Origin of the sequence: Streptomyces sp. V4I23 (assembly GCF_030817975.1) — a bacterium.
Lineage (GTDB): Bacteria > Actinomycetota > Actinomycetes > Streptomycetales > Streptomycetaceae > Streptomyces.
In genome coordinates this window covers 854,903-881,403 of record NZ_JAUSZW010000004.1, presented here as the reverse complement: position 1 = coordinate 881,403, position 26,501 = coordinate 854,903, and the positions used below count along the sequence as shown (strand labels likewise).

At 70.2% G+C, this 26,501-nt stretch carries 21 protein-coding genes and 1 pseudogene; 8 read left to right on the top strand and 14 right to left on the bottom strand.

All coding sequences use genetic code 11. From position 1 onward, the window contains the following. Window positions 1–28: 28 nt before the first annotated feature. Window positions 29–1,255: a glycoside hydrolase family 64 protein gene (locus tag QFZ82_RS06120; protein ID WP_307712154.1), complete on the top strand. Its 1,227-nt coding sequence runs from the start codon at window positions 29–31 to the stop codon at window positions 1,253–1,255. Window positions 1,256–1,400: 145 nt separating this feature from the next. On the opposite strand, the gene QFZ82_RS06115 is transcribed toward QFZ82_RS06120, so the two are convergent. Then, entirely contained in the window at window positions 1,401–1,745 is a 345-nt protein-coding gene (locus tag QFZ82_RS06115) for a tetratricopeptide repeat protein (protein WP_177147263.1), read from the bottom strand. Between the two features lie 125 nt (window positions 1,746–1,870). On the opposite strand from QFZ82_RS06115, the gene QFZ82_RS06110 reads away from it, so the two are divergent. Next, window positions 1,871–2,836, top strand: coding sequence for a pirin family protein (locus QFZ82_RS06110; RefSeq protein WP_307712153.1), 966 nt, complete (start codon window positions 1,871–1,873; stop codon window positions 2,834–2,836). Window positions 2,837–2,914: 78 nt separating this feature from the next. Here QFZ82_RS06110 and QFZ82_RS06105 read toward each other — a convergent pair whose 3' ends face one another. The 6 genes from QFZ82_RS06105 to QFZ82_RS06080 all read right to left on the bottom strand — a co-directional run bounded on the left by QFZ82_RS06105 (window position 2,915) and on the right by QFZ82_RS06080 (window position 11,113). Next, window positions 2,915–3,829: a triacylglycerol lipase gene (locus tag QFZ82_RS06105; protein ID WP_307712152.1), complete on the bottom strand. Its 915-nt coding sequence runs from the start codon at window positions 3,827–3,829 to the stop codon at window positions 2,915–2,917. A gap of 266 nt (window positions 3,830–4,095) precedes the next feature. Further along, on the bottom strand, window positions 4,096–5,808 hold the full coding sequence (locus tag QFZ82_RS06100) for an alpha-glucosidase (protein WP_307712151.1): 1,713 nt from the start codon (window positions 5,806–5,808) through the stop codon (window positions 4,096–4,098). After that, window positions 5,805–6,665 (bottom strand): carbohydrate ABC transporter permease, encoded by an 861-nt coding sequence (locus tag QFZ82_RS06095; protein ID WP_307712150.1) that lies wholly within the window; start codon window positions 6,663–6,665, stop codon window positions 5,805–5,807. The genes QFZ82_RS06100 and QFZ82_RS06095 overlap by 4 nt, the downstream gene beginning before the upstream one ends. Then, window positions 6,665–7,603, bottom strand: a complete 939-nt coding sequence (locus tag QFZ82_RS06090) for a carbohydrate ABC transporter permease (RefSeq protein ID WP_307712149.1) — start codon at window positions 7,601–7,603, stop codon at window positions 6,665–6,667. Before QFZ82_RS06090 ends, QFZ82_RS06095 begins: the two co-directional genes overlap by 1 nt. 23 nt (window positions 7,604–7,626) lie before the next feature. Next, window positions 7,627–8,871: an ABC transporter substrate-binding protein gene (locus QFZ82_RS06085; RefSeq protein ID WP_307712148.1), complete on the bottom strand. Its 1,245-nt coding sequence runs from the start codon at window positions 8,869–8,871 to the stop codon at window positions 7,627–7,629. Between the two features lie 76 nt (window positions 8,872–8,947). Beyond that, window positions 8,948–11,113 (bottom strand): alpha-galactosidase, encoded by a 2,166-nt coding sequence (locus tag QFZ82_RS06080; protein WP_307712147.1) that lies wholly within the window; start codon window positions 11,111–11,113, stop codon window positions 8,948–8,950. Between the two features lie 275 nt (window positions 11,114–11,388). Between QFZ82_RS06080 and QFZ82_RS06075 the strand changes: the two genes are divergently transcribed. Beyond that, the gene (locus QFZ82_RS06075) at window positions 11,389–12,525 is read left to right on the top strand and encodes an ROK family transcriptional regulator (protein WP_307712146.1); all 1,137 of its coding nucleotides are present in this window, start codon (window positions 11,389–11,391) and stop codon (window positions 12,523–12,525) included. 200 nt (window positions 12,526–12,725) lie between these two features. Here the strand turns inward: QFZ82_RS06075 and QFZ82_RS06070 are convergent, their stop codons facing one another. Then, a complete protein-coding gene (locus tag QFZ82_RS06070) occupies window positions 12,726–13,607 on the bottom strand; it encodes a helix-turn-helix domain-containing protein (RefSeq protein ID WP_373429240.1) in 882 nt (293 codons plus the stop codon). Between the two features lie 172 nt (window positions 13,608–13,779). Here QFZ82_RS06070 and QFZ82_RS06065 point away from each other — a divergent pair, with 172 nt between their 5' ends. From QFZ82_RS06065 to QFZ82_RS06045, 5 genes and pseudogenes are all read left to right on the top strand, one after another. After that, window positions 13,780–14,796, top strand: a complete 1,017-nt coding sequence (locus tag QFZ82_RS06065) for a zinc-dependent alcohol dehydrogenase family protein (RefSeq protein WP_307712144.1) — start codon at window positions 13,780–13,782, stop codon at window positions 14,794–14,796. Between the two features lie 91 nt (window positions 14,797–14,887). Beyond that, window positions 14,888–15,553, top strand: a complete 666-nt coding sequence (locus QFZ82_RS06060; protein WP_307712143.1) for an SDR family oxidoreductase — start codon at window positions 14,888–14,890, stop codon at window positions 15,551–15,553. Window positions 15,554–15,570: 17 nt separating this feature from the next. Then, window positions 15,571–16,110 (top strand): cyclophilin-like fold protein, encoded by a 540-nt coding sequence (locus QFZ82_RS06055; RefSeq protein WP_307712142.1) that lies wholly within the window; start codon window positions 15,571–15,573, stop codon window positions 16,108–16,110. A gap of 32 nt (window positions 16,111–16,142) precedes the next feature. After that, window positions 16,143–17,399: an MFS transporter gene (locus QFZ82_RS06050; protein WP_307712141.1), complete on the top strand. Its 1,257-nt coding sequence runs from the start codon at window positions 16,143–16,145 to the stop codon at window positions 17,397–17,399. An 11-nt stretch (window positions 17,400–17,410) separates the two neighbouring features. Next, window positions 17,411–17,593, top strand: a pseudogene (locus QFZ82_RS06045) (SDR family NAD(P)-dependent oxidoreductase); the annotation flags it as partial. A 14-nt stretch (window positions 17,594–17,607) separates the two neighbouring features. Here the strand turns inward: QFZ82_RS06045 and QFZ82_RS06040 are convergent. The 6 genes from QFZ82_RS06040 to QFZ82_RS06015 form a co-directional block, all read right to left on the bottom strand. Then, window positions 17,608–18,819, bottom strand: coding sequence for an XdhC family protein (locus QFZ82_RS06040; RefSeq protein WP_307712140.1), 1,212 nt, complete (start codon window positions 18,817–18,819; stop codon window positions 17,608–17,610). Window positions 18,820–18,972: 153 nt separating this feature from the next. After that, window positions 18,973–21,168: a xanthine dehydrogenase family protein molybdopterin-binding subunit gene (locus QFZ82_RS06035; RefSeq protein ID WP_307712139.1), complete on the bottom strand. Its 2,196-nt coding sequence runs from the start codon at window positions 21,166–21,168 to the stop codon at window positions 18,973–18,975. Further along, window positions 21,165–22,145 (bottom strand): xanthine dehydrogenase family protein subunit M, encoded by a 981-nt coding sequence (locus tag QFZ82_RS06030; protein WP_307712138.1) that lies wholly within the window; start codon window positions 22,143–22,145, stop codon window positions 21,165–21,167. Before QFZ82_RS06030 ends, QFZ82_RS06035 begins: the two co-directional genes overlap by 4 nt. A 12-nt stretch (window positions 22,146–22,157) precedes the next feature. Next, window positions 22,158–22,808, bottom strand: a complete 651-nt coding sequence (locus QFZ82_RS06025) for a (2Fe-2S)-binding protein (RefSeq protein WP_307712137.1) — start codon at window positions 22,806–22,808, stop codon at window positions 22,158–22,160. A 683-nt stretch (window positions 22,809–23,491) separates the two neighbouring features. Then, a complete protein-coding gene (locus QFZ82_RS06020) occupies window positions 23,492–24,700 on the bottom strand; it encodes a type III PLP-dependent enzyme (protein ID WP_307712136.1) in 1,209 nt (402 codons plus the stop codon). Beyond that, window positions 24,697–26,463 carry an IucA/IucC family siderophore biosynthesis protein gene (locus QFZ82_RS06015; RefSeq protein WP_307712135.1) on the bottom strand — a complete coding sequence of 589 codons (1,767 nt, stop codon included), beginning with the start codon at window positions 26,461–26,463 and terminating at the stop codon, window positions 24,697–24,699. Before QFZ82_RS06015 ends, QFZ82_RS06020 begins: the two co-directional genes overlap by 4 nt. Between the last annotated feature and the right edge of the window lie 38 nt (window positions 26,464–26,501).

The window sequence follows — 26,501 nt, the reverse complement described above, 5'->3', positions numbered from 1 at the left end:
ACCGACATCGACGCCGAGGAGGTGGAACATGCGTGTTCCACGGAAAACGCTCGCACTCGCGGCCGCCGCCCTGCTGTGCGCCGCGGGCTTCACCGCCGCCGGGCCGCCGGCCCCGGCCGACGCCACGATCCCGGCCGACGCCCGGGCCGGCGCCGCGGTTCCGGAGACCGTACCGCTGACCATCACCAACAACTCGGGCCGCAGTGAACCGGTCCACGTCTACAACCTCGGCACCCAGCTGAGCAGTGGCCGTCAGGGCTGGGCCGACGCCTCCGGCACGTTCCACGCCTGGCCGGCCGGCGGCAACCCGCCCACTCCCGCACCCGACGCCTCGATCGCCGGTCCGGCCAACGGCCGTTCCCTCACCATCCGCGTCCCCAAGTTCTCCGGCCGGATCTACTTCTCGTTCGGGCAGAAGCTGGTCTTCAAACTCACCACCGGCGGCCTCGTGCAGCCCGCCGTGCAGAACCCGTCCGACCCCAACCGCAACATCCTCTTCAACTGGTCTGAGTACACGCTCAACGACGCCGGCCTCTGGCTCAACAGCACCCAGGTCGACATGTTCTCCGCCCCGTACGCGGTCGGCGTGAAGGCGGCCGACGGCACGGTGAGGAACACCGGCCGGCTGAAGCCCGGCGGCTACCGCGGGTTCTACAACGCGCTGCGCGGCCAGCCCGGCGGCTGGGCGAACCTCATCCAGACCCGCTCCGACGGCACCGTCCTGCGCGCCCTCGCCCCCGGCCACGGCATGGCGGCCGGCGCCCTGCCCGCGGGCGTCATGGACGACTACGTCAACCGCGTCTGGAACAAGTACGCCGGCTCGACGCTCACGGTCACCCCGTTCGCCGACCGGCCGGGCACCAAGTACTACGGACGCGTCTCGGGCGGCGTCATGAACTTCACCGACGCCTCCGGTGCCGTGGTCACCTCGTTCCAGAAGCCCGACGCGGACAGCATCTTCGGCTGCTACAAGAAACTGGACGCGCCCAACGACCAGGTGCGCGGGCCCATTTCGCGCACCCTGTGTGCCGGATTCAACCGCTCCACACTGCTGGTCAACCCCAACCAGCCCGACAGCGGCAACGCGAACTTCTACCGGGACACGGTCACCAACCACTACGCCCGCAAGATCCACGCGCAGATGGCGGACGGCAAGGCGTACGCCTTCGCCTTCGACGACGTCGGCGCCCACGAATCGCTGGTGCACGACGGCAACCCGCAGCACGCGTACATCACGCTGGACCCGTTCGACTGAGCGCCCCGCCTTACCGCGCAGCGGCCGCTCCCGGGACCGTGGTCCCGGGAGCGGCTCGCTGTCCGCGATCGCCTGGATGCCGGCGTGAGCCGGCTCGGACGCCGACGCGGATACCGGGGCGGGCGCCGGCCGGGAGCCGACGCGGTCAGACCGGCTGCTCACCCGCCATCGCCGCCGCCATCCGCAGGTGCGGCGCCGCCTCGTCCGGCCTGCCCTGCCGTTCCAGCGTGCGGCCGAGCATCAGCCGCGCGTAGTGCTCGACCGGGTCGCGCTCCAGGACGGCACGCAGCTCGGTCTCGGCCCTGCCCAGCTGCGCCGAGTGGTAGTAGGCACGGGCCAGCAGCAGCCGGGGCGCCACCTGCTCGGGCACCTCCTCGACCAGACCGCGCAGGATGCGGACCGCCGTCATGTACTCCTTGGCGTCGAAGAACAGCTGTGCCCGGTTCCACCGCTCCGCGGCCGTCCCGAACTCGTAGTAGCTCTCGCTCATGTGCTCTCCTTCCCCGGTCACGCGCTTGCCGACCCCGTCAACAGCACGGCGGGTCCTTCCATTCCACCTCAGGAAGTCGGGCCCATGACCGGACCGGGACACCGAACAGGAACTAGGTTGTGCCCATGAGCAATCTCGATCGTCAGGCCGCCCCGTCCGTGTGCGGCGGCCGGGGCTTCGTCGTTGCCGAGCCCGTCCGCGAGCTCCTGAGCCCCCGCCGAGTCCAGCTCGGCGAGTCCACCGAGGTCCGCCGGCTGCTGCCCAACCTCGGCCGCCGCATGGTGGGCGCCTGGGCCTTCGTCGACCACTACGGCCCCGACGACATCGCCGACGAACCCGGCATGCAGGTCCCGCCGCATCCGCACATGGGCCTGCAGACCGTCAGCTGGCTGCACGAGGGCGAGGTGCTGCACCGCGACAGCACGGGCTCGCTGGCGACCATCCGCCCGAGGGAACTGGGACTCATGACCTCGGGGCGGGCGATCAGCCACTCGGAGGAGAGCCCCCGGCAGCACGCCCGCTTCCTGCACGGCGCCCAGCTGTGGGTGGCGCTGCCGGACGCGCACCGGACGGTCGAGCCGCACTTCCAGCACCACGCCGAGCTTCCGCAGGTCACCGCCCCGGGGCTGACCGCGACGGTCGTGCTCGGCACCCTCGACGGAGCGACGTCGCCGGGCACGACGTACACCCCGATCGTCGGCGCGGACCTGACCCTGGCCCGCAGCGCGGAGGCGATGCTGCCCCTCGATCCGGACTTCGAGTACGCGGTGCTGTCCATGTCGGGCGAGGCCCACGTGGACGGGGTCCCGGTGCTCCCCGGCTCGATGCTCTACCTCGGCTGCGGCCGCTCCGAACTCCCGCTGCGCGCCGAGTCGGACGCCGGCCTGATGCTGCTCGGCGGGGAGCCGTTCGAGGAGGAGATCGTGATGTGGTGGAACTTCATCGGCCGGTCCCACGAGGAGATCGAGGCGGCCCGTACGGACTGGATGGAGAGCTCCCGCTTCGGCGAGGTCCACGGTTACGACGGGGGCCGCCTCCCGGCCCCGGCACTGCCGCCGGTGGCGCTGAAGCCGCGGGGGCGCGTGCGGTGACGTGGGTGCCCCGGGCCGCGGTGGCGGGACCCGTGTCGGGCATCCGCACGGGTCCCGCCCCACGCCGCTACGGGTACGTCACCACTTGGACTCCCAGTACAGGGCGTTGAAGGCGACCCGGAGCGGCGCGGCTCCGCTGCTGTCGTTCGCCCAGCTGCTGCCACCGTTGTCGGAGTAGCGCATGGGCCACCAGCCGTACGCGATCTGCCGGAGCTGACTGTGCTCGATCCGGCTCGACGCGGTGTAGAGGACCAGGTGCGGCGCACCGTCCTGATCCGGTACCGCGCTGTTGCTGTGCACTGTGGTGTCGGCCTTGGAGCCGACCAGCGTCCAGTCGGTGCCCTGCTCCGACTGCGGAACACCGGTCGTGTGCAGCCAGCTCTGGAACTTCGACGGGTACGAGATGTCGACGCACTGCTGGTACGCCTGCAACTCCTTGCAGACCGTGGCCCACCGTGAGCCGTAGTGCGGGCCCCCGAGGGTGACGGCGTCCTCGACGTAGATGTACGGCGGCCAGCCCTTCTCCTGCCGTTGGGTGCCTGCCAGAGCGGCCCTGATGATGAGGCTGCCCATGGAGTGACCGACCAGGTCCACGCTCCTGTCCCACCGGGAATGGTTGAGGTGGATGTTCCACGCCAGCCGCCGCCCGAGCTCCTTGATGCCGAGGTCTCGAGTGCCGTCCCTTTTGGCCAGGTTGATGTCACAGCCGTTCTTCTTCTTGTCGCCCGTGTAGAAGCCCACGCGGACGAAATCCCCCTTCCACCCCCAGCGCTTCATCGCGCTGATGGCGCCGTCCCAGCGGCTCGCGCAGTTGACGCCCGGCCTGCCGTCCGGGTCGTAGCCTTTGACCAGGTAGACCGTCTCGGTGCTGGTGTTGTCGCGCGGCGGCGGTGTCGGGCCCGGGTCAGCAATGGCGCTCGGTGCGCCGAGCCCCAGGAGCGCAACTGCACACGTGGTCGCCACGGCCAGGGCACGAACTCGTCTGCCCATCATTCCCCCTGCTTGTGATGGAGTTCCTGACGTGAGCGACGGTGGCACCCCGCACGAGGCCGCGTCGACGGTCCGTGAGTGTCCCGGACACATCCGTGCTGTCCCAACTGGTCAGCGGCCTGTCCCGGAAGAGACCGTGGAGACGACGCGACGGGTGAGCCTCCCACAAGAGGCTCACCCGTCTGTCTTCGACACTCGACTGACCTGGTCAGGTCAGGTCAGGTGGGTCTTCAGCTGTTCGTCGGAGCACCGCCTGCGTGAGCGGATTCTCACTGAGCCGGCCCTCTGCGGTGCACGCGTGCCTCCCAGGGCTCCAGAGTCAGTGACGCTTTCAAGGGGGCGGCGTCCTGGACGTTTCCGATGACAAGCTCGGCGTGCTCCCAATCAGCGGGAAGGCGGACGTGCGCCGGTTCGCCTGTGAAGTTGCCGAGGACGAGGAGCTCCATGTCCTCGTAGCGCCGTGTGAAGGCGTACACGCGCTCGTCGTCCGGGAGCAGTGGCGTGAAGTCGCCGTGGGCCACGACGGGTTCGGTGTGTCTCAGAGCGATCAGGCGCCGGTAGTAGTGGTACACGGACGCGCTGTCGGCGAGGGCCTTCTCGGCGTTGATCTCCACGTGGTCGGGGTGGACGGGGATCCACGGCTCGCCGGTGGTGAAGCCGGCGTTGGGGGAGCCGTCCCACTGCATGGGGGTGCGGGCGTTGTCCCGGCTCATGGCCCGCAGACCCTCGAGGACCCGCTCGGGGTCTTCGCCGCTCGCGACCGCGTGGGCGTAGTGGTTGAGCGACTCGATGTCCCGGAAGTCGTCGATCGAGGTGAACGCGGCGTTGGTCATGCCGAGTTCCTCGCCCTGGTAGATGTAGGGCGTTCCGCGGTGCAGGTGCAGGACTGTGGCCAGCATGGTCGCGGACCGCTCGCGGTACTGCGGGCCGTCGTCGCCGAAGCGTGAGACGATCCGCGGCTGGTCGTGGTTGTTCCAGTAGAGGCTGTTCCAGCCGGTGTCGTTGAGCCCGGCCTGCCAGCGGCCGAGCGATGCTTTGAGGTCGTGCAGGCGCAGTGGCCGAACGTCGAACTTGCTGTCCCCGTGGTCGAGAGCGACGTGTTCGAACTGGAAGACCATGTCGACCTCTGCACGGGCCGGGTCGGTGAAGAGTTTGGCCTCCTCGACGGTCACCCCGGGCATTTCGCCGACGGTCAGGAGACGGTTCTGGCGGCCGGCGAAGACCTCGCGGTGCATCTCCTGGAGGAACTCGTGGATGCGGGGACCGCAGTTGAAGGACGGCGATCCGTCCCCGAACCGGCTGCCCTCGGGCACATGGCCGTCCGGCAGGGCCGGGTCCTTGGAGATGCAGTTGATGACGTCCATACGGAAGCCGTCGACGCCGCGGTCGAGCCACCAGCGCATCATGGCGTACACGGCCTGTCGGACCTCGGGGTTCTCCCAGTTGAGGTCGGGCTGCTTGGGTGAGAAGAGGTGGAGGTAGTACTCGCCGCTGTCCGGGTCGTAATCCCACGCCGGCCCCGAGAAGGCCGAGCCCCAGTTGTTCGGCTCGGCCCCGGGCGTACCGGGCTCCATGCCGGGGCGGGCGGGCCGCCACCAGTACCAGTCGCGCTTGGGGCTGTCCGGGCCGCTGCGGGACTCGGCGAACCATGGGTGTTCGTCGGAGGTGTGATGGACGACCAGGTCCATGACGAGCTTCATGTCGCGCTCGTGGACGGCGGCCAGCAGTTTGTCGAAGTCGTCCAGGGTGCCGAAGGTCGGGTCGATGTCCTGGTAGTCGCTGATGTCGTACCCGTTGTCGTCCTGGGGTGACGGGCAGACGGGTGACAGCCACAGGACGTCGACGCCGAGGCCGGCGAGGTAGTCCAGGCGGCTGGTGATGCCGGGAAGATCGCCGATGCCGTCACCGTTGCTGTCGGCGAAGCTGCGAGGGTAGATCTGGTAGACGACGGCCGATGTCCACCAGGGGTGTGGCTCGGTCATTTGATGGAACCTCGCATCACTCCGGAGATCACCCAGCGCTGGGCGAAGACGTACACAAGGAGAACCGGCGCCAGCGCCATGAGGTAGGAGGCGAAGGCCACGGTGTAGTTGGTGTTGAACTGGCTCTGGAAGATGAACTGCACCAGGGGCAGCGTCTGCGCGCTCGGGTCGGAGAGGACGACCAGCGGCAGCAGGAAGTCGTTCCAGGCCCACAGGCAGGTGAGGATGCCGACGGTGGCGTTCATCGGGGCGAGCAGGGGGAAGATGATCCGCCAGAAGATCGTCCAGGTGCCGGCGCCGTCGGTACGGGCCGCCTCTTCGAGTTCCCTGGGCACCGACCGCAGGAAGCCGACGTACAGGAAGATGTTGAAGGACAGTCCGTAGACGACGTACAGCAGGATCAGTCCGGCCTGGTTGTCCAGGCCCAGCAGGGCGGTCTGCTTGACGACCGGCAGCATGATGATGGGGAACGGGACGAACAGAGCCGAGACGAAGTAGTAGTACAGCCCCTTGAAGAACCTGCGGTGCATGTTGCGGGCGATGGCGTAGGCGACCAGGGAGTTGGTCAGCAACGTGAGCACCACCGCGCCCACGGTGATCAAGGCGCTGTTCATCAGCGCCGAGGGGAAGTCCGTCAGGTTCCAGGCGTCGGAGAAGTTGCTCCAGCGGATGTTCGTCGGCAGGCCGAATCCGGAGCCGTCCAGCTGGTCCGGGGTCTTCAGGGCGGTGACGACGGTGAAGTACAGCGGAACGATGACCGTCAGGGACAGCACGGCCATCAGGGACGTCAGCCACCAGTTGACGCGCGGTTTGCTCGGTCGTGGGAGAGATACGTTCCCGGGGACGGTGGTGGACATCAGCTGCTCCCCTCGCGGCGCTGGAGTATGCCCAGCTGGAAGATCGAGATCACGACGATGCAGACGAAGAACACCACCGCATTGGCCGTCTGGTAGGCGTACTCGCCGCCGTTGAGACCGCCGTTGTAGATGAGATAGGCGACCGAGGTCGTCGACGTTCCGGGGCCGCCTTTGGTCAGGGCGGCGATGTGGTCGAAGACCTGCAGGAAGTTGCGCAGCGCCAGGACCATGTTGATGGTCACGAACGGTCCGATGAGCGGGAGGGTGACGGACCGGAACCGCTGCCAGGCCCCGGCCCCGTCCAGGGTGGCGGCCTCGTACAGGTCCTCGGGGACGGTCTGCAGCCCGGCCAGGTAGATGATGACGTTGAACGCCACGGCCTGCCACACGGCGAGAATCACCACCCCCACCCAGGCCAGATCGGGGTCGGCGAGCATGCTGGTGCTCAGCGCCCCGATGCCCAGCTTTTCGGCGATGTAGGGAAGGGAGTTGGAGAAGAGGTAGTTGAAGATGTAGCCGACGATGAGGATCGCCAGCACGTTGGGAATGAAGAACACTCCGCGCAGGGTGTTGCGGAAGCGGATCCTGCCGTTGAGGCCCAGGGCGATGGCCAGCGCTATGAGGTTGGTCAGCACGGTGGCGACGAGGGCGAACTGGAACGTGAAGAGGTAGCTCTCCCAGATGCGGCTGTCCTCGAAGAGGTCGAGGTAGTTGCTCAGCCCCACGAAGTCGTAGCGGCCGTAGCCCGCGTAGTCGGTGAGGCTGTAGTACACGCCCTGCAGCACCGGGAAGGTGTGGAGGAGCAGGAACAGGGCGAGGGCGGGAACCACCATCAGGTAGTAGGCCCGGCCGGTGGACCGGGGGCGTCGGCCGGAGCCACGCCGCGGTTCGCCGGGGTCCATGGATGCGGCGCGGGGTGGAGCGGCGACCGCTGTCATCGTCTTTCCTCCTTCTCCGGCTGTCACGACCGGCGCTTGACGACCTTCGTGTACTCGCTGTCGAGGGTCCGCAGGAACGCGGCCTGTCTGCCGTCGATGAGGAACTGCTGGGCGACCGCTTCGAGGTTGACGGCCCGCGGTATCCGGTGATCGGGATAGCCGGTGATCCGGCCGTCGGTGACGTACGGCAGCAGCGGCCGGAGGGCCGGATCGGAGGGCGCCGTGCCCTTCAGCGGGGGAATGGCGCTCTGCTCCTCGGCGTACGCGCTCACCACCTCGGGCCGCATGAGGTAGGTGATGAACGCCATCGACTCCTTGGGGTGCCGGGGGGTGCGGCCCATGGTGAGCGCCACGTCCACACCCGAGACCAGGCGGGTCGCCCCGGGGTCGTTCCCGGCCGGCAGGGGGAACAACCCGATGTCGAACGCCGGCTTGAACGACTTGACGGGCGGCAGGGCATAGCTGCCCTGCACGTACATGGCCGCCTCTCCCCTGGCGAAGGCCTGATTCGCCGCGTTGTAGTCCCGGGAGAACGTGTTCTTCTGGGTGTAACGGTAGATTTCCGCCAGCTTCCGTGCGACCTCGGGGTACTCCTTGGCGAAACTGGTACGGCCCTGGATGCGGGCGTCCCAGAATGCATCGGGCGGGACGGCGTTGGCGGCGAGCTGGTTGAACGGCGGCAGCGAGGTCCAGGCGTCCTTCAGGGCCCCGTAGAAGGGGATGACTCCGGCTTCCTCGAAGGTCTTCGCCGCTTCGATCAGCTCGTCCCAGGTTCTGGGGACCTCGACCCCGTACTTGGCGAACAGTCCCTTGTTGTAAAGGACGCCGCTGGCATTGGAGGCGAAGGGCAGTCCGTTGACCTCGCCCTCGGAAGCGGTGCCGAGGTCGCTCAGCACCTGCTGCACCCCGGGCACGATCTCGTCCGCCGCCTTCTCCCGGGAGAAGTCGTAGAACACGCCGGCCGAGGCCAGCTCGCCGAACGTGCTGTTCCCGTTGAGGCTGATGACGTCGGGAACGTTGTCCTTCACCAGCCGGGCGCGGATGGCGGTCTCCGGCTCGGGGACGTGGTGCTGCTTCACCTCGATGCCCGGGTGCTCGGCCTCGAAGTCGGCGATGAGCTTGTCGAACGTCTCGACGGCTTCGGGCTTGAACTGGAAGAAGTCCAAGGACACCGGTTCGTCCTGGCGCTGGGGAGGGGAGCCGCAGGCGCTCAGCAGCACGGCGGCCAGGCAGGCGGACACGGCGGCCCTGCCTCTTGCACGAATCATGGTTCTCTCCTGGTACGGAGCGGGTGCCGGGCGCCGTGCCGAGGTGCCCGGCGCTTGTGCGCGGTGACGGGTGGCGTCAGACGCGGCGGGCTTCGACGAGGACCATGCGCTCCGGGTACAGCGCGGGGGCCTGGATGCCGGCGGTGCCCAGGACCCGTCCGGCCAGCTCCACCTTGTCGCCTTGCCACCAGGGGAGTGCATAGCCGGTGGGACCCTCGGGGCTGTTTCCGGGCGGAAGCGGGGAGAGGCGGTAGACCGCGTCGGGGTCGAGGCCGGGCAGGCGGACGCGCCCGGGCGGGGACTGCACGCTGGTGGCCGTCTGCACCAGGGCATAGACGGCACGGGACCGGTCGGGCGCGACGACGCCGTGCAGCCACAGGGCCGGATCGGGGTGGTCGGCGCGGACGACGGTGCCCGAATGCAGCAGGGGCCGCAGCCGCTTGTACGCCGAGACCCACTCCGCGAGGCGAGCGCGCTCCTCGGCGGAGGCGAGGGTGAGGTCCCACTCGATACCGAAGTGTCCGAACAGAGCCGTTCCCGCACGGAAGTCGAGGGTGTGGGCGCGGCCCGTCGTGTGCGCGACGGGAGAGGCGACGTGGGTGCCCAGGAGTTCGGGCGGCAGGAGCAGACCGGTCCAGCGCTGGATCTGCTGGCGCTCCAGGGCGTCGATGCAGTCGCTGGTCCACACCCGGTCGGTGCGCTCCAGGATGCCCAGGTCGATACGTCCGCCGCCGGAGGAGCAGGACTCGATCTCCAACCCGGTGTGGCGTACGCGCAGTTCATCGATGAGCCGGTACACGGCGGCGGTCTGGGCGTGGACCCCCGCCGTCCCTCGCGGGCTGTGCCCGGCTTCGACCAGGTCCCGGTTGTGGTCCCACTTGATGTAGCCGATGCGGTATTCGGTGACGAGGGCGTCCAGGCGCTCCAGGAGGTAGGCGTACGCCTCCGGGTGGCCGAGATCGAGGACCTGCTGGTTGCGGGCGGTCGGCGGGGTGCGCCCGCCCGTGGCCATGATCCACTCGGGATGGGCGCGGGCGAGGTCGGAGTCGGGATTGACCATCTCAGGCTCGAACCAGAGGCCGAACTGCATGCCCAGCGCGTGCACATGATCCACCAGCGGATGCAGCCCGTCGGGCCAGACGTCCTTGTCGACGTACCAGTCGCCGAGCCCGGCGGTGTCGTTCCGGCGGCCCTGGAACCAGCCGTCGTCGAGGACGAAGCGTTCTGCGCCGACCTCGGCCGCCGCGTCGGCGAGCGCCTTCAGTTTGCTCACGTCGTGCTGGAAGTAGACGGCCTCCCAGGTGTTGAGCGTGACCGGCCGCGGCGAACGGGGGTGGTGCGCGCGGTCCCGCAGGTAGCCGTGGAAGCGCCCGGCCAGCTCGTCGAGCCCGTGTCCGTACGACCCGTAGATCCACGGCGAGGTGTAGCACTCGCCGGCGGCGAGCCGGACCTCGCCGGGCAGCAGGCTTTCGCCCCCGCCGAGCAGGCTCACGCCCGCCGGGGTGCGCTCGGCCAGCGAGCGATGGTTGCCGCTCCAGGCGACGTGCAGTCCCCACACCTCACCGGTGCGGAATCCGAAACCGCTCTCGCCCGCGACGTGCACGAGCGTCGCGTCGATGCCGGTACGGCCCCGCCAGTTCTCCCGCAGATGCGTCCCGAGCGTGAACTGGTGCCGCTGCGGGGAGCGTTCGCGCAGATGCCGGCCGGTGAGGTCGAGCAGCTCGGTGGCCTGGCCGGGCACGGGCAGGGTCAGGAGCAGGCCGTCCACGGTGTAGGGGCGGTCGCTCTCGTTGGTGAGGGTGGCCCGCTGCCGTACGAGGCCCGATGTGGTGACCTCGATCTCCAGCGCCAGCGCGAGTTCCGCCTGGCCGTCGACGGCGTCCACGGTCAGGCGGTGCGCCACCGGGCCTTCCCCGGCACCAGGTCGCACGGATCGCACGGATCGGACGGAGAAGGACGTGGAGAAGTCCTCCCCGTTCCGGTGCCCCGTGAGCCCGGCCGTGCCGAGCCATCCGGCGGACTGCTGGGGCAGCACGCTGACCGGCACCGGCTCGTCGAGCGAGCACGACATGACCTGCGCCGCTTCGGTGAGGGCCAGGAAGGCCAGGGCGTCGCGGGTGAGGTCTCCGAGATCCGCGCCCCAGTGGACGACCCGTGGGAGCAGACCGCCGGTGCAGTCCAGGACGAGGCTCATACCGGCGGCGCGGAAGTGCAGGTAGTCGTCGTGAAGACGCTCGGCCATACGGGATCCCTTGAGAGGAGTGAGAACGCCCCGACACCCATCAGGCGGGTGGGGAGGTGAGCCGTTCGACTCGCATGGAACTTTCAATGCGGAAGCATTGTCGCGTCAACCCCTCGGAAACACTCTCTTTTTTCGGACGAAACACGAGGCGCCTCGGCTGATCATTTTTATGTTGGAAGTAACGGGGGTGTGTGGGATGCTGGCCCCACCTGTCGACAGTCGACCCTGCGGAGGGCCACCCGGTGGATGCCACGACGTCAGCGCCGTCGCCCCCGATGACAGGCGCCAGCCGCGCCGTCGCCCTGGAAGTGCTGCTGCGCGGGCCGGTCTCCCGCAGCGAGATGGCCCGCCGCCTGGACATGTCGGCCGGCAGCCTCACCCGCCTCACCAAGCCGCTCGTCGACAACGGTCTGCTCGTGGAGGTGGACGCCGGTCCCGATCACGAGTCCGGGACAGTGCGCCGGACCCGGCCACTGGACATCAATCCAGCCGCCCACCACTTCATCGGCGCCAAGGTGACCGGCGACGAGGTCCACGCCGTGCTCACGACGATGCGTGCCGGGATCGTCGCCTCCGCGCGCACGTCTCTGCCTGGCCGGGACCCGGCTTCCGTCGTGGCGGCCGTCTGCGAACTGACCGAAGAACTCACCGCCGCGGGCCCGCGGATCAGCAGGGTCGGAGTCAGCCTCGGCGGGCGCGTCACGCACCACACGACCGTCACGCACGCGCCGTTCCTGGGATGGTCCGAGGACGTCCCCCTCGGCAGCCTCCTCGCAGACGCTCTCGGCCTCCCCGTCACCATCGACAACGATCTGCTGGCGCTGACCCGGGCCGAACACTGGTTCGGGACCGCCCGAGGTCACGACCGCTTCGCGGTCCTCACCATCGGCGCCGGCGTCGGCTACGGCCTGGTCATGCATGACACCATCGTCGACACCCCGGACGTCGGCGTCGGACTGCTGGGGCACTGCCCCCTCGACCCGATGGGCCCGCTCTGCCCGAGCGGGCACCGAGGCTGCGCCACGGCCATGCTGTCCGAGCCCTCCATCTGCGCTGCCGTCTCCGTCGGACTGCGCCGTCCAGTGACCTACGACGAGTGCCTGGACCTCGCCGCGGGCGGTGACCCGGTCGCCACACCGGTCATCACCGCAGCCGGACGCGCCCTCGGCCGCCTCCTTGCCGCGGTCGCCAACTTCACGCTGGTGCAGAAGATCGTGCTCACGGGGGAAGGCGTGCGCCTGGCCGAGGTGGCCCGCACCGCCGTGGACGAGGGCGTACGAACCGACCGTGCCCCGAGTGCTGCCCCCCTCGATGTGGATGTCCGGCACAGCGACTTCACCCACTGGGCCCGCGGCGCGGCGGCCACCGCCATCCAGGCCTACGTCCTGGGCGACGTGACGGCAACGGGCTGAGGTCCGGTCACTCACGGCACGGACCTGGCCGCAGCCTCGTGTGCACTGGCTGCGCGGCCGGCTCCCGATCCGTGGTCCGCTGCGCCGGTTCGACGGCGTGGGCGGCGCGTTGGCGGGTGCCGCCGCCCTGGCGAGGTGGGCACGGGCCAGCCACAGTCCCCAGGGATGGCTCGACGCGCCGACCGCTTTCCCGGCCGTGGTCAGGTGAGGGAGTGGGACGCCGAGAGGTTCTGGTCGGCGGCCCAGGAGGCGAGAATGCGCAGTCGCTCGTGGGTGGGCGAGCCGGGCTCGGCGGTCCAGACGGTCAGGTGCTGGTCGGGGTCCGTGTTGGCGGTGAGGGTGTCCCAGTCCAGGACCAGCTCGCCCACCACCGGGTGGTTGAGCGTCTTCGTGCCGACGGTGCGGGCGGCGACGCGGTGGTCGCCCCACCACTGGGCGAACTGCTTGTCGTGCGTGGACAGTTCACCGACCAGCTCGATCAGGCGGGGGTCGTCGGGGTACTGCGCGGCCTCCATCCGCAGCTGCGCCACCGCGATCTGGGCGGAGGTCTCCCAGTCGGCGTACAGGGTGCGCATGGCCGGATCGGTGAACTGGATCCTGGGATAGTTGCGGTGCTTTTCCGGGAGGCGTGAGAAGTCGGTGACCAGGGCTGCGGCCAGCGCGTTCCAGGCCAGAATGTCGCCGCGCCGGCCCTGCACGATGGCCGGAGTGGCGGTGAGGTCGTCCAGGACGCGCTGCAACTGCGGCTGGACCGTCTGCCGGCCACGGCGCCGGGTGCGGGTGGTGGTCTTGCCGGCGAGCTGGAAGAGGTAGCCCCGCTCGTCGTCGTCCAGATGGAGTACCCGGGCGAGGACGTCCAGCACGGGCGCGGAGGCCTGCATACGGCCCTGTTCGAGCCGGGTGTAGTAGTCCGTACTGATGCTGGCGAGCTGGGCGACCTCCTCGCGGCGCAGCCCAGCGACCCGCCGGGGGCGGCCGGTCTCGGGCAGCCCGACCGTGCGCGGGCTCAGCTCCGAACGGCGCTTCTTGAGGAATTCTCCCAGCTCACTGAGGGGAACGTTGCTGGCCATGCTGCCCAGCATGACACCGATCGCACGTGGAGAAGGGAGGAGAATTTACTCCCAGGTTATTTCCCTCCCTGGATGTATTTCTCCGCTTTTCGTGCCTGCTCTCGTGTGCGAGGTTCGACCGTGTGCGGCCGTATGCAAGTCACGGCTGCGGCACCAGACCCTCGCAGTGAAGGAAGACCCAGCCATGCGCGGAGCAGTCATCCAAGGCCCCGGCGACGTGCGTCTCCAGGAGCTCGAGGACCCGAGGATCGTCCAGCCGACCGATGCGGTGATCCGCACGGTCGCCACCTGTGTGTGCGGCTCGGACCTGTGGCCCTACCGCGGTCTGGAGCCGGTGGAGGCGCCCCACCCCATGGGGCACGAGTACGTCGGCATCGTCGAGGAGGTCGGCAGCGAGGTCACCTCGGTCACGCCGGGCCAGTTCGTGGTCGGCTCGTTCGCCACCTCGGACAACACCTGCGCGAACTGCCGTAACGGCTGGCAGTCCAACTGCCTGCGCCGCGAGTTCATGAGCACCTGCCAGGCCGAGTACGTCCGCATCCCCAACGCCCACGGCACCCTCGTCGCCACCGACGAGCACCCGACCGGCGAGTTCGTGCCCAGTCTGCTCGCCGTCTCCGATGTGATGGGCACCGGCTGGTACGCCGCTGTCGCAGCCGAGGTCCGGCCCGGCTCCACCGCCGTCGTGGTCGGTGACGGCGCGGTCGGCCTGTGCGGCGTCATCGCCGCCAAGGAACTCGGGGCCGAACGGATCATCGCCATGAGCCGCCACGAACCCCGACAGAGGCTCGCCCTCGAGTTCGGCGCCACCGACATCATCAGCGAACGCGGCGACGAGGGCATCGCCTGCGTCAAGGACCTCACCGACGGCATCGGCGCCGACTCGGTGCTGGAGTGCGTCGGCACCCCCGAGGCCATGCAGCAGGCGCTGCGCTCGGCCCGGCCCGGCGGCAACGTCGGCTTCGTCGGCGTCCCGCACGACGTGCAGATCGACGGCGAGGAGCTGTTCTACTCCCACGTCGGCCTGCGCGGCGGCCCCGCCCCGGTGCGACGCTTCCTGCCCGATCTGATCGACCGGGTCCTGTCCGGCCGGATCCACCCGGGCAAGGTCTTCGACCTCACCCTCCCACTCGAGCAGGTCGCCGAGGGTTACAAGGCCATGGACGAGCGCCGCGCCATCAAGACCCTCCTGACTCCCTGACCACAACCGGTCCGTCCGGGGCTGGACAGCAATGGTGCCCAGCCCCGGCCCGCCCCTGCCCACGACACCCACTCCCACTCCAGGACTCACCATGACCACGTTCGCCCTCATCGGCGCCGGCCCCGGCCTGGGGCTTGCCACCGGCCGCCGCTTCGGAGCAGCCGGCCACGGCGTCGCCCTCATCTCCCGCAGCGCCGAGCACCTGGACGGCCTGACGGCCGAACTGAGCCGCGAGGGCATCCAGGCCCGCGGCTTCGCCGCCGACGTTCTCGAACCCGCCACCCTCACCGCGGCCCTCGACGAGGCCACCGACACCCTCGGGCCCATCGAGGTCCTCCAGTACAGCCCCGTGCCCCGCGCCGACTTCATGAAGCCGGTCCTCGACACCGGCGCAGACGACCTTGACGCGCCGCTCAGCTTCTCCGTCAAGGGACCCGTCACCTGCGTGAACGCCGTTCTGCCCGGCATGCGTGCGCTCGGCCGCGGGACGCTGCTGTTCGTGAACGGCGGCAGCGCCGTGCGGCCCCACCCCGACCGTGCCGGCACCTCGGTCGCCTTCGCCGCCGAGAGCGCCTACGCCCGCATGCTCCACGACGCTCTCGCCTGGGAGAACATCCACGCCGGCCAGCTGATCATCACCGGGGCGATTCAGCCCGATGCCGAGCACAGCAGCCCCGACGTCCTTGCCCAGCGCCTGTACGACATCCACACCGGGCGGACCGGCTTCCGGCACTACGCCGAGCCGATGCCCGACTGACCTCCAGGACGACATCCGTGATCCCTGCCGCCCTTCGCATCCCCGCCCGTGTGCTGTCGGCCGCCGCCGTGCTGCTGGCCGTGGCCGCCTGCACCGACACCTCGCCGGCGGCCTCTCCCTCCTCACCGTCGTCTGTGTCGTCCTCCGCCGGGCAACAGCGGACGTCGACTGCCCCGGCATCCACCGCACCCTCCGACAGGAACACCGCCATGAACATCCGGCTCACCATCGACGGCCACCCGCTCGACGCCACCTTGAACGACAGCGCCGCCGCGCGTGACTTCGCCTCGCTGTTCCCGCTGACCCTGGACCTGGAGGACTTCCACCAGACGGAGCGGATCGCGGACCTGCCCCGCAGGCTCGACACCTCCGGTGTTTCGGATACGTCCGCGCCCCGGGCCGGTGACCTCGCCTATTACGCCCCCTGGGGCAACCTGGCCCTGTTCTACCGCGACGGCGCCTCCGCCTCCGCAGACCTGTTCATCCTCGGCCACGTCGACGGCGACACCGACCGGCTCGCCACGGCCGAGCACGTCACCATCGAAGCCGCCGCCTGACCCCGCACTCCGCACAAGGAGAGACCACATCCATGTCTTCCGCATCCGGAAGCACTCCCGGCAAGCTGCCCTTCGTCGTCTGGGTACTTGCCGCCGGCACGTTCCTGATGGGAACCACTGAGTTCGTCATCGCCGGTCTGCTGCCGCAGATGTCCGTTGACCTCGGAGTCAGCGTCTCCCACGCCGGCCTGCTGATCACTGCCTTCGCCATCGGCATGATCATCGGCGGGCCGACCATGGCGCTGGCCACCCTGCGCCTGCCTCAGCGTCAGACACTGGTCCGGGCCCTGGCCGTCTTCGCCCTCGGCCATGTCGCCGCTGCCCTCAGCGACTCCTTCTCGATCGTTCTCATCGCCCGCGTCGTCACCGCACTGGCCACCGGAGCGTTCTGGGCCGTCGGGTTCGTCATCGCCACCGCCGCCGCGGGCCCCGGAAACTCCACGCGCGCCGTCAGCGTGATGATGGGCGGCCTGACCCTGGCCAACGTCGTCGGCGTGCCGATCGGCTCCTTCGCCGGCCAGTTCACCGGCTGGCGCGGCCCCTTCTGGGCACTGGCCGTTCTCTCCGCCCTCGCCGCCGCGTTCGTCGGCCGCTTCCTCCCGACCATCGGGCAGCGCGCCGATGTGTCGGTACGGGCCGAGGTCCGGGCTCTGCGGCAGGGCCGGCTGTGGCTCGCGCTGACCGCCGCGGTGCTGATCATGGGCGGGGTCCTGGCGACCTACACGTACATCACCCCGCTGCTGACCGACCGTGCCGGCATCCCGGCAGGTGCAGTGCCGCTGGTCCTGATTGCTTTCGGTGTCGGGGCTCTGGGCGGCACCGCCATCGGCGGCCGACTCGGCGACCGGCGCCCGATGGCCACGACCATCACCGCCGCCGCAGCCACCGCCCTGACCCTTCTCCTGCTGATCCCGCTGTCGACCAGCCCGGTGACGGCCATCGCCTTGGTCTTCCTCATGTCCCTGGCCGGGTTCACCGTCAACCCGGTCGTCACCTCGCTCGCCGTCCGCTTCGCCGGCGACGCCCCCACCCTCACCTCGGCGCTGACCACCTCCGCCTACAACACCGGCATCGCCGCCGGCTCGGCGATCGCCGGCACGGCCCTGAGCTCCTCCCTCGGCCTGACCGGCCCCGCCCTGGTTGGCACCGTCTGCGCCGCCCTCACCCTGGTTCCGCTGATTGCCCTTGCCCTCAGCGGCACGTCCCACACCGCTCGGATCGTCGCCCAGCGCACCACCCCGACCCACACGCGACACGACGAACCCGCACCGGCGCCCTCTCAGCACTGATTCACGCCTGCGCCGAGGAACCTGCCGATAGGTTCGACCGCGTCAACGCCATCAACCTCCGCGGTGTCTGGGCCGGCACGAAGCACGAGCTGAGGCACATGCGGGCCCAGAGCAGCGGAGCCACCGTCAACTGCTCGTCCCTCGGCGGCTTCGTCCACGGCGTCGCCCTCCCCGTCGACGGCGGTCCCGGTCGTCGGGTACCTCGAACCTATGTCGCGGGGGCGTGGATGGCTGCTCCGCGCAGAGGGGTGCTTCCTTCACTGCGAGGGTTCTGTGCGATGCCGTCACCTGCCCCCACCAGTCGCCCCTGGGGAAGCTGCGGGTGGATCGGGCCGATGCGGGTGGACAGCGGCAGGCCGGTGCGGTCGTTGCTGTGAGCGATGATCTCCGCCGCGATGGAGACGGCCGTCTCCTCAGGGGTGCGCGCGCCCAGATCCAGACCGATGGGGGAGCGCAGCCGGGCCAACTGCTCCGCTGGTACCCCGGCCTCACGCAACAGGTCCAAGCGCCGGTCGTGGGTGCGGCGGGACCCCATCGCACCGATGTAGCCCACGGGTAGTTCCAGCGCGAGGCGCAGCAGCGGGATGTCGAACTTGACGTCATGGGTGAGGACGCACACCGCGGTGCGGGCATCCACCTGCGTGCGCCGCAGATAGCGGTGGGGCCAGTCGACGACGACGTCGTCGGCGTGGGGGAAGCGGGCCGGGGTGGCGAAGACGGGGCGGGCGTCGCAGACGGTGACCCGGTAACCGAGGAATCGGCCGGCCTGGCTGAGAGCCGCCGCGAAGTCGATGGCGCCGAAGATCAGCATGCGCGGCCGGGACGCATGGACGTGAACCAGTACAGACAGCCGTTCGGGACACGTCGCAGCATCGCCTCCCACATCCACCCGGGCGGTGCGGCCGGCCTGGAGCAGCGCCTCGGCCTGCGCGCGCACCTGCCGCTCCGCTGCGTCGCCGCCCAGAATGCCCTGCGTGCCTCCACCGGCGCCGACGCACAACATCCGGCCTGTCAGGTCATTCGGAGCGTCGACGACTTGGGCGACGGCGGCGGGCCTGCCCTGGACGACTTCGGCGAGGGCCGTGCAAAGGTGCGGCTGGGTTGCGGGATCGATGCGCTGGACGAGGACGTCGAGTTCGCCACCACAGGTCAGCCCGGCGGCGAAGGCGTCGTCGTCCGAGTACCCGAACCGGGCGCGCTGGGGAGCAGCCTGATCGTGGAGCACTTGCCGGCACAGCTCGTAGACGGCTCCTTCGACGCAGCCGCCCGAGATGCTGCCGACGGCGTTGCCGTCTTCGTCCACCGCGACCGAGGTGCCGGCCGGCAGAGGTGCGCTGCCGGTGACGTCGACGACGGTGGCAAGGGCGAAGGGACGCGCCTCCCGGCACCAGTGGTGCAGTGTGTCCACGATGTTCAGCATGAGGGGCTCTCCACAGCAGGCGACCGGAGTAGGTGAGTGGGCCGCCGCCGCGCCCAAGGGGGGCGCGAGTGCGGCGGCGGCCCCGGAAGTCCGGCAGGCCGGGCGGTGTGGGCCTGCCGGACGTACGGGCGTGCACGGTCATGGGTGCACGGGTCAGAGCAACGCCTCGGCGGTGATGGGCAGTTCCCGGATGCGGCGGCCGGTGGCGTTGAAGACCGCATTGGCGATGGCCGGGGCCACGCCGACCATGACGACCTCGCCGAGTCCCTTGACGCCGAGCGGGTCGGCCTCGCGGTCTTCGCCGTCCAGGTAGATCGCCGTGAGGTCGGAGACGTCGGCGTTGACGGGGACGAGGTAGTCGGCAAGGCCGGCGTTCACGATCCGGCCGTCGCGGTGGTCGGTGACCGTGTGTTCCAGCAGTGCCTGGCCGATGCCGCCCACCATGCCGCCGATCGCCTGGCTGTCGGCGAGCTTGGGGCTGATGATGCGGCCCGCGTCGTACACGCCGAGCACCCGCCGCACCCGCACCACGCCCAGCGTGGCGTCGACGGCCACCTCGGCGAAGGTCGCGTTGTAGGCGTGGAAGGAGTGCCGCTCGGACGACGGCGGCCCGGCGTAGGAGCCGTGCGCTTCGAGGCGGGAGCGGTTGTTGCGGGTCAGCAGCCGCTGGTACGTCTCGCCCCGAGCCGTGTTGTTCCTTACGTGCAGTCGGCCGCTGCGCACCACGACGTCCTCTGCGGCCACGCCGTACAGCGGCGACTCCTCGTCCTCGATCGCCAGTTTGACCGCCTGCTCGCGGACCCGGTTGCAGCCGTCGAGGACGGCGGAGCCGACACTCGCCATGGTCATCGAGCCGCCGTGCGGCCCGGTCTGCGGGTAGAGGGAGTCGCCGAGCCGGAAAGTCACCGCGCGCATGGTCAGCCCGAGCGCGTCGGCGGCGACCTGGGTCTGGGACGTGTAGGTACCCGGCCCCATGTCACTGGACGCGGTCTCGACCACAGCCGTGCCGTCGGCGTCCAGTCGGACCCGGGCTTCGGCAGGCATACGCGCGGTGTGGTAGACACCCGCGGCCATACCCATGCCGATCAGCCAGTCGCCCTCCCGCCGCGAGCGCGGCCTGGTGGGCCGGCGGTCCCAGCCGAACTCACGGGCGCCCACGGTGTAGCACTCGCGCAGCCGGCGGGTGGACCACGGCAGTCCGGACGACTCGTCCTCGGCCGGCTCGTTGCGTCGGCGCAGCTCGATCGGATCGATACCGAGCTCGTTGGCGAGTTCGTCCAGCGCCGACTCGATCACGTAGGACGCCGTCGCAGGGCCCGGGCCACGCATCCAGATCGGGGTGCTCACATCGAGCGGCACCGTCCGGTACGCCTGGCTCACGTTCGGCGTGCTGTAGAGCATCCGGCCCGGGTCCATCACGCCCTCGACGAACGTCTCGTACGAGGAGGTCTCGTGGTCCATCTCGTGGTCCATGGCGACAAGCCGGCCCCGCCCGTCGGCGCCCACGCGCAGACGGTACTCGTAGGAGGGCCGGAAGCCGACACCGAAGAACATCTGCTTGCGGCTCAGTACGAGCTTGACCGGACGGCCCGTCTCCCGCGCCGCCAGGGCGGCGATGGGGACGTGCGGCCAGCATCGCAGTCCGCTGCCGAAGCCGCCGCCGACGAACGGCGAGACGACCCGCACCGAGTCCGCGGACAGATCGAACACTGCGGCGAGTTCGTCCCGCGTGCCCATCACCCACTGGGTCTTGTCCCAGACGGTGAGCTTGTTGCCGTTCCAGCGGGCGATGGTGGCGTGCGGCTCCATCGGATTGTGGTGGTTGCGCGCCAAGTGGTACGTCAGATCCAGCCGCACGGCCGCCTCACGCAGTCCCACCTCGACATCACCACGCGCGTAGTTCGTCGGCTCGCCCGGCTCCGCCTCGGCCAGATCGGTCGAGGACCGCTCGGCGTCATACTCGACCACGACCAGACTCGCGCCGTGCTGCGCGGCCTCCAGGGTGCTGGCCACCACGACGGCGACCGGCTGACCGTGGAAGAGCACCCGGTCGTCCTGGAACACGCGCAGCCTGCGGCCGGCCGGGTTGTTCGACCCGGCGTTGTCACGGTAGGGCAGCCGCGGCGCGTTGCCGTGGTGGATCACCCGCAGCACACCCCGGTGGGCCTCGGCATCACGGGCGTCGATCGAGGTGATGCGGCCGCGGCCGATACTCGCATCCACGATGACGGCGTGCACCGCACCATCGACATCGTGCTCGGCGGCATACAGCGCCCGACCGGTGACCTTCGCCCGGCCGTCCACCCGGGACAGCGGCGCACCAACGGCTGCCTGTGGCTGGGGACTCATGCGTTCTCTCCTACGATACGCAGCTGGCGTTCCACGGTCCGCTGCAGCAGCTCGACCTTGAACCGGTTGTGGGCGAGCGGGCGGGCTCCCTCCGCCGCCCGCGCGGCGGCAGCGGCCCACAGGGCCTCGGACGGGCGCTCACCGACGAGGCGCTGTTCGACCGCGGGCAGCTTCCACGGCACGGTGCCCACGCCACCGGCGGCGACCTTCGCCTCACGGATCACCCCGCCGCGCACATGCAGCGCCACCGCCGCCGAGGTCAGCGCGAACTCGTAGGACTGCCGGTCGCGCACCTTCAGATAGCCGGACTTCAGCGGACGCGGAAGAGCGGGAATCTCCACCGCCGTGATCAACTCGCCCCTTCGAAGGGCTTGTTCACGGTCGGGGCTGCTGCCCGGCCGCAGCAGGAAGTCCGTGAAGGGGACGGTGCGCTCCCCGTCCGGGCCCAGCAGGTGCACCGTCGCCTCCAGTGCCGCGAACGCCACGGCGACATCGGAGGGATGGGTGGCCACACAGGAGTCGGAGGTGCCGAGGACGGCGTGCATGCGGTTGAAGCCCTCACGGGCGGCACACCCCGAACCGGGCTCGCGCTTGTTGCAGGCGGCGGTCACATCACGGAAGTACGTGCAACGAGTGCGCTGCATGATGTTGCCGCCGATGGTCGCCATGTTCCGCAGCTGGGCCGACGCGCTCAGCTCCAGCGCCTCGGAGACGACGGGATACAGGGTGCGCACCTTGCGATGGGCGGCGGCCTCGGACATGGTCACCAACGCACCGATGCGCAGCCCGCCACGCTCGGTGACGGTGACCTCGCCCAGCGGCAGGCCGCTGATGTCGACCAGCGTCTCAGGCCGCTCGACGGTCTCGCGCATCAGGTCGACCAGCGTGGTGCCCCCGGCGATGTACCGGCCACCACGCCGGCCCGCCGCAAGCGCCGCACCGGTGCCGGAGACTTTGGTGTAGGAGAAGGGATACATTCGGCCGCTCCTTCAGTTCCGGCCGGCCGTCTGCTCGACCGCGCGCACGATCTTCACGTAGCAGCCGCAGCGGCAGATGTTGCCGCTCATCCACTCACGGATCTCTTCCGGCGAACCGGTGTGGCCCTCCTGCATGCAGCCGACGCCGGACATGATCTGCCCGGGAGTGCAGTAGCCGCACTGGAAGGCGTCCTCGTCGATGAACGCCTGCTGCAACGGGTGCAGTTGGTCACCGACGGAGAGACCCTCGATCGTGGTGACCTCAGCACCCTCCAGACGGACCGCGAGGGTCAGGCAGGAGTTGACCCGCCGGCCGTCCACCAGCACCGTGCAAGCGCCGCAGGCGCCGGCATTGCAGCCCTTCTTGGAGCCGGTGAGGCCGAAGTGCTCGCGCAACAGATCAAGCAGTGAGGTGCGGTTGTCGACGGTGACGTTGTGTCGGGTGCCGTTGACGGTCAGGGTGATGCTGCTGGTGGGCGGTGCCTCGGATGAGGCCGCCTCCTCTGCTCCGATGAGGGGCGATCCTGCGATCAGGCTGCCCGCGACCACGGCACCACCGACCGCAGCGGTCGTGGCGATGAAGGTGCGCCGGGTGGGCGCCGAGGAGGAATCGCCGCAATCGGTGGGAGGTTCAACGGCAGAATCATTCAGCTCAGTGGACATACGCACGCTTTCGAATCGCGGACGGATTCGGCCTTGCACAGAGGCTTGGCCGGACGTGGGCCCGCGTCGTCGCCGCAGGACCCCGGAAGCAGCACGCTCAGAGAGCCGCGGCTGGTCACGCGGGAAGTCTGACATCATCCGCGGTGCCGGTGGCAGGGAGAACTTTCTCCCCCCAATCCATTCGGCACCTGATTTCCGCGGACAGCAAAGACGCACCGGCATCAGCAGAAAAGGGCGGGGGCGCCGGCACAGGAACGTCCAGGAACAGGGAATATGTCGCCCACTGGGGAGTGCCGTGTGGACGGCGGCGGCTGCCGGGCCGTCGTCTCCGACACCACTGGCCTGTGTCGTCATGTGCGCCGAGTCCGGCACCGTTCGCCGGCAGGGTGAGGGGGAGGGTTTCCGCCCTGGCTGTCGCCCTCTCAGGAAGGAATCATCCTTTTGCGGGCCCATGCGGCGCGGACAAGTCAGTGAAGCGGCGACAGGACCTGCCCGCGGAAGGTATCCCACCGGAATGCGTGTGATCGCTTTCCGAGTTCAGGGGGCGGGAGGGGGGAGCACAGCCTCCGGGGGAATGAGGGTTCCAGGGAGAGATCTCTCAATGAAAGCCGTCCTGGCGCCGCAGCGCGGCGTGGCCGCGATGTGCCGAGGGAGTCGCCTCGCCCCCGTCGCACGGGCCCCGGTCAGGCTCCTGTCCGGTCGAGGAAGTGGAAGCCGGGCCGGGGGTGCATGAGGAAGTCGTGGTGCGAGATGTTCCACGCGTAGGCACCCGCGAGGGCGAATGCCACCCGGTCGCCGGCGCGCAGACCCGGTGCCGGGACGTGACGGGCCAGGAGGTCCTTGGGGGTGCACAGCTGGCCGGTCAGCGTGACCCGGTCCTGCTGGGCAGCCGGACGGGGCCAGGGGTGGGGCCAGGTGTCCACCGGGAGGACGGAGCAGGGCTGGTCGTGACCCTTGGTCGCCGGGGTGCGCAGGTGGTGCGTGCCGCCGCGGACGACGGCGAACTCCTCACCGTGGCTGTGCTTCACGTCCAGCACCTCGGTGGCGTACCAACCGCAGTACGCGGTCAGGGCGCGGCCCGGCTCGATGCGCAGGGTGAGGGCGGGATGGGCGGCCGCGAGGCGGGCGAGCCCGACTCCGTACGCCGTCCAGTCGAAGCGCTGGTCGGGCGCGGCGTAGTCGACGGTCATGCCGCCGCCGACATTCACCTCGGCGAGGCGGACGCGGTGGCGGGCGGCCAGCTCCGTCGCCCACGTCACGATGGATTCGGCGACCGCGAGCTGTTCGGGGGCGCGCAGGCCGCTGGCCAGGTGGGCGTGGACGCCGCGCAGCCCCAGATGCGGGTACGTGCCGTCGCTGAGCAGGCGGACGGCCGTGTCGGCGTCGGCCGGGTCGAGGCCGAACGGGGTGGGCCGGCCGCCCATCGCCAGCGAGCTGTCCGCCAGTGAGCCGTCGGACACCGCGAGGTTGAAGCGGAGCAGGACCCCGGCCATCGCGTCCGCCCGCCGGGCCAGCTCCGCCAGCATGTGCAGCTCGTACATGCTCTCGACGTGGAAGCGTTCCACGCCCAGTTCCAGGGCCGAGGCGATCTCGGCCGGCGTCTTGCCGGGGCCGCCGATGGCCAGCGGGCGGCCCGGTACCGCCTTGCGGACGTGGGCGAGCTCCCCACCCGAGGAGACCTCGTAGCCGTCGACGTACGGGCCCAGCGCGGCGAGGATCTCCGGCTCCGGGTTGGCCTTCGCGGCGTAGTACAGCTCGACGTGCTCGGGCAGGGCCGCCCGCACGGCGGCTGCGTGCTCGCGCAGCGCCGCCAGGTCGTAGACGTACGCCGGGAGCTCGTCGGCGGGCAGGGACAGGACGCGGTCACGCACCGCGGCGGTGGGGGCGGTCATCGGGCGTCGCTCCAGGTGTCGTGGTCATGGACCGTTTCGGACAGCACGTCCTCGGCGAGCGGCGAGGGCAGGCGGACGTAACCGGCTTCGCGGTCGGCCTTGCGTTCCCAGCGCGTCAGCAGGTTGGCCTTGGCGGGCAGCGGTACGCCCGCGAGCAGCGCGGCGAGCCGCGGCGGGCAGCCGTACCGGTCCGCATACGCCTGGAGGGTGGCCCGGACCTCGGCCCACAGGGCGCGCTCGGTCTGCGGATGCAGGTCGGCGAGGGCGGCGAGCATGTCGGCGACGTGGTTGACCAGCAGGCAGTAGACGACCCGGTCCCAGCCGCGCTCGGCGTCGTACGTCATGGGGCCGGCGACCGCGGCGGGCAGCCCGTCGAGGGCGTCGGCGTGGTGCTCGGGGACGAGCTTGGTGCCCTCCAGGTCGCGGAAGAGGACTTGGGCGGGCATGCCCTCTTCGTCGACGCAGACGAGGACGTTCTGCAGGTGCGGCTCCAGGACCAGGCCGTGGTCGAAGTACCCGGCCAGGACGGGTGGGACGAGCAGCTTCAGGTACGCCGACCACCAGTCGAGGGCGGTCCCCGGCCCTGCCCCTTCGAGGAGCCGGGAGATGTGGCCGGGACCGGTCGGGTACTCGTCGGCGACGGCCGCCGCGAGCAGCGGGGTGGTGCCCGGCAACAGCCTCGCCGCAAGGCCCTCGCGGACGATCACGCCGAAGCCTTCGAGCAGGGCGCGGTCCGGAGCACCGTCGGGCCCCGGCAGAAGCAGGCTTCGGTAGGCGGGCTCGCGGAGCACGGCGCTGCCGGGGAAGCGGGTGGCCATGGCGTTCAGGACCGGCCCCAGCAGCCGGGTCATGGCCACCGCGCCGGACAGCTCGTAACTGGCGTTCTTGCGCAGGCAGTTGGTGATGCGGACGTTCAGGCTGAACTTCAGGAACGTCTCGCCGTCGTACAGGGTGCGCACGGACGCGGTGGCGGCGAACGGCTTCCCGGCCGGGGCCAGTTCCAGGATGTCGCCCCGCTCGACGGCCTCGCGCAGCCCGGGGTGTGCGCTCAGCATCTCGTACTGCCACGGGTGGGCCGGCAGCAGCCGGTAGCCGGCCGGGACGTCGGGACGCAGCCGGTCGAGCACGTCGGCCGAGCCGCGCTCGGCGGTCTCCTGCGCGATGAGATGCTCGCGCACCGCGAGGTGGCGGAGGGGGAAGGAGACCCCGGTCTCGGGCGCGTACGACAGCCATGAGGCGGGGTCGCCGCTGCGTGCCTTGGGGGTGGGGTGGAAGCGATGGCCGAACAGCAGCGACTGCTCGGAGGCCAGATAGGTGGCGAGGCCGTCCATGACGCCGGCGCGCGGCTGGGGCCGTGCGGCGCGTACGCCGAGGGCGGCCGCGACCGCCTGGTGGCTGGAGGCGATCTGGTCCAGGAACTCCTCGTTGCGCACGCCCGTGCGCGACGACAACTCGTCCTGCGTGTACGCGGCGAGGCGCCGCCAGTCGATCTCCCTCCAGTCGCCGTCGCGCTGCTCCCGCACCGGCCCGGTGAAGCGGTGCGCGCCCAGCAGCGACGTGCGGCGCAGGGCGACGCGCAGCAGTACGCCGCGGCGGGGCAGACGCAGCAGCAGGTGGCCGTCGGTGACGGTCCGGTGCTCAGGGCCGGGCATCTCCCGCACCAGGCAGTTGAGGAGGGTGTGGGCCACGGCGTCGTCCGCGGTGGGAAGCCCGCTGGGGGTGGCGGAGACGGGGGTGGCACCGATCGAATCGGTCAGCGGCATGAACGGCTCCAGCGGATGCGGAGAGAACGGAGGTTCAG

What these genes read in the sequence shown, in the direction of transcription:
- QFZ82_RS06020 (WP_307712136.1), bottom strand. Translation starts at nt 24,700, where the DNA reads ATGACCGCCCCCACCGCCGCGGTGCGTGACCGCGTCCTGTCCCTGCCC.
- QFZ82_RS06040 (WP_307712140.1), bottom strand. Translation starts at nt 18,819, where the DNA reads ATGCTGAACATCGTGGACACACTGCACCACTGGTGCCGGGAGGCGCGT.
- QFZ82_RS06015 (WP_307712135.1), bottom strand. Translation starts at nt 26,463, where the DNA reads ATGCCGCTGACCGATTCGATCGGTGCCACCCCCGTCTCCGCCACCCCC.
- QFZ82_RS06100 (WP_307712151.1), bottom strand. Translation starts at nt 5,808, where the DNA reads ATGACCGAGCCACACCCCTGGTGGACATCGGCCGTCGTCTACCAGATC.
- QFZ82_RS06050 (WP_307712141.1), top strand. Translation starts at nt 16,143, where the DNA reads ATGTCTTCCGCATCCGGAAGCACTCCCGGCAAGCTGCCCTTCGTCGTC.
- QFZ82_RS06075 (WP_307712146.1), top strand. Translation starts at nt 11,389, where the DNA reads ATGACAGGCGCCAGCCGCGCCGTCGCCCTGGAAGTGCTGCTGCGCGGG.
- QFZ82_RS06035 (WP_307712139.1), bottom strand. Translation starts at nt 21,168, where the DNA reads ATGAGTCCCCAGCCACAGGCAGCCGTTGGTGCGCCGCTGTCCCGGGTG.
- QFZ82_RS06080 (WP_307712147.1), bottom strand. Translation starts at nt 11,113, where the DNA reads ATGGCCGAGCGTCTTCACGACGACTACCTGCACTTCCGCGCCGCCGGT.
- QFZ82_RS06090 (WP_307712149.1), bottom strand. Translation starts at nt 7,603, where the DNA reads ATGACAGCGGTCGCCGCTCCACCCCGCGCCGCATCCATGGACCCCGGC.
- QFZ82_RS06115 (WP_177147263.1), bottom strand. Translation starts at nt 1,745, where the DNA reads ATGAGCGAGAGCTACTACGAGTTCGGGACGGCCGCGGAGCGGTGGAAC.
- QFZ82_RS06030 (WP_307712138.1), bottom strand. Translation starts at nt 22,145, where the DNA reads ATGTATCCCTTCTCCTACACCAAAGTCTCCGGCACCGGTGCGGCGCTT.
- QFZ82_RS06095 (WP_307712150.1), bottom strand. Translation starts at nt 6,665, where the DNA reads ATGTCCACCACCGTCCCCGGGAACGTATCTCTCCCACGACCGAGCAAA.
- QFZ82_RS06120 (WP_307712154.1), top strand. Translation starts at nt 29, where the DNA reads ATGCGTGTTCCACGGAAAACGCTCGCACTCGCGGCCGCCGCCCTGCTG.
- QFZ82_RS06070 (WP_373429240.1), bottom strand. Translation starts at nt 13,607, where the DNA reads ATGCTGGGCAGCATGGCCAGCAACGTTCCCCTCAGTGAGCTGGGAGAA.
- QFZ82_RS06105 (WP_307712152.1), bottom strand. Translation starts at nt 3,829, where the DNA reads ATGATGGGCAGACGAGTTCGTGCCCTGGCCGTGGCGACCACGTGTGCA.
- QFZ82_RS06060 (WP_307712143.1), top strand. Translation starts at nt 14,888, where the DNA reads ATGACCACGTTCGCCCTCATCGGCGCCGGCCCCGGCCTGGGGCTTGCC.
- QFZ82_RS06110 (WP_307712153.1), top strand. Translation starts at nt 1,871, where the DNA reads ATGAGCAATCTCGATCGTCAGGCCGCCCCGTCCGTGTGCGGCGGCCGG.
- QFZ82_RS06065 (WP_307712144.1), top strand. Translation starts at nt 13,780, where the DNA reads ATGCGCGGAGCAGTCATCCAAGGCCCCGGCGACGTGCGTCTCCAGGAG.
- QFZ82_RS06085 (WP_307712148.1), bottom strand. Translation starts at nt 8,871, where the DNA reads ATGATTCGTGCAAGAGGCAGGGCCGCCGTGTCCGCCTGCCTGGCCGCC.
- QFZ82_RS06025 (WP_307712137.1), bottom strand. Translation starts at nt 22,808, where the DNA reads ATGTCCACTGAGCTGAATGATTCTGCCGTTGAACCTCCCACCGATTGC.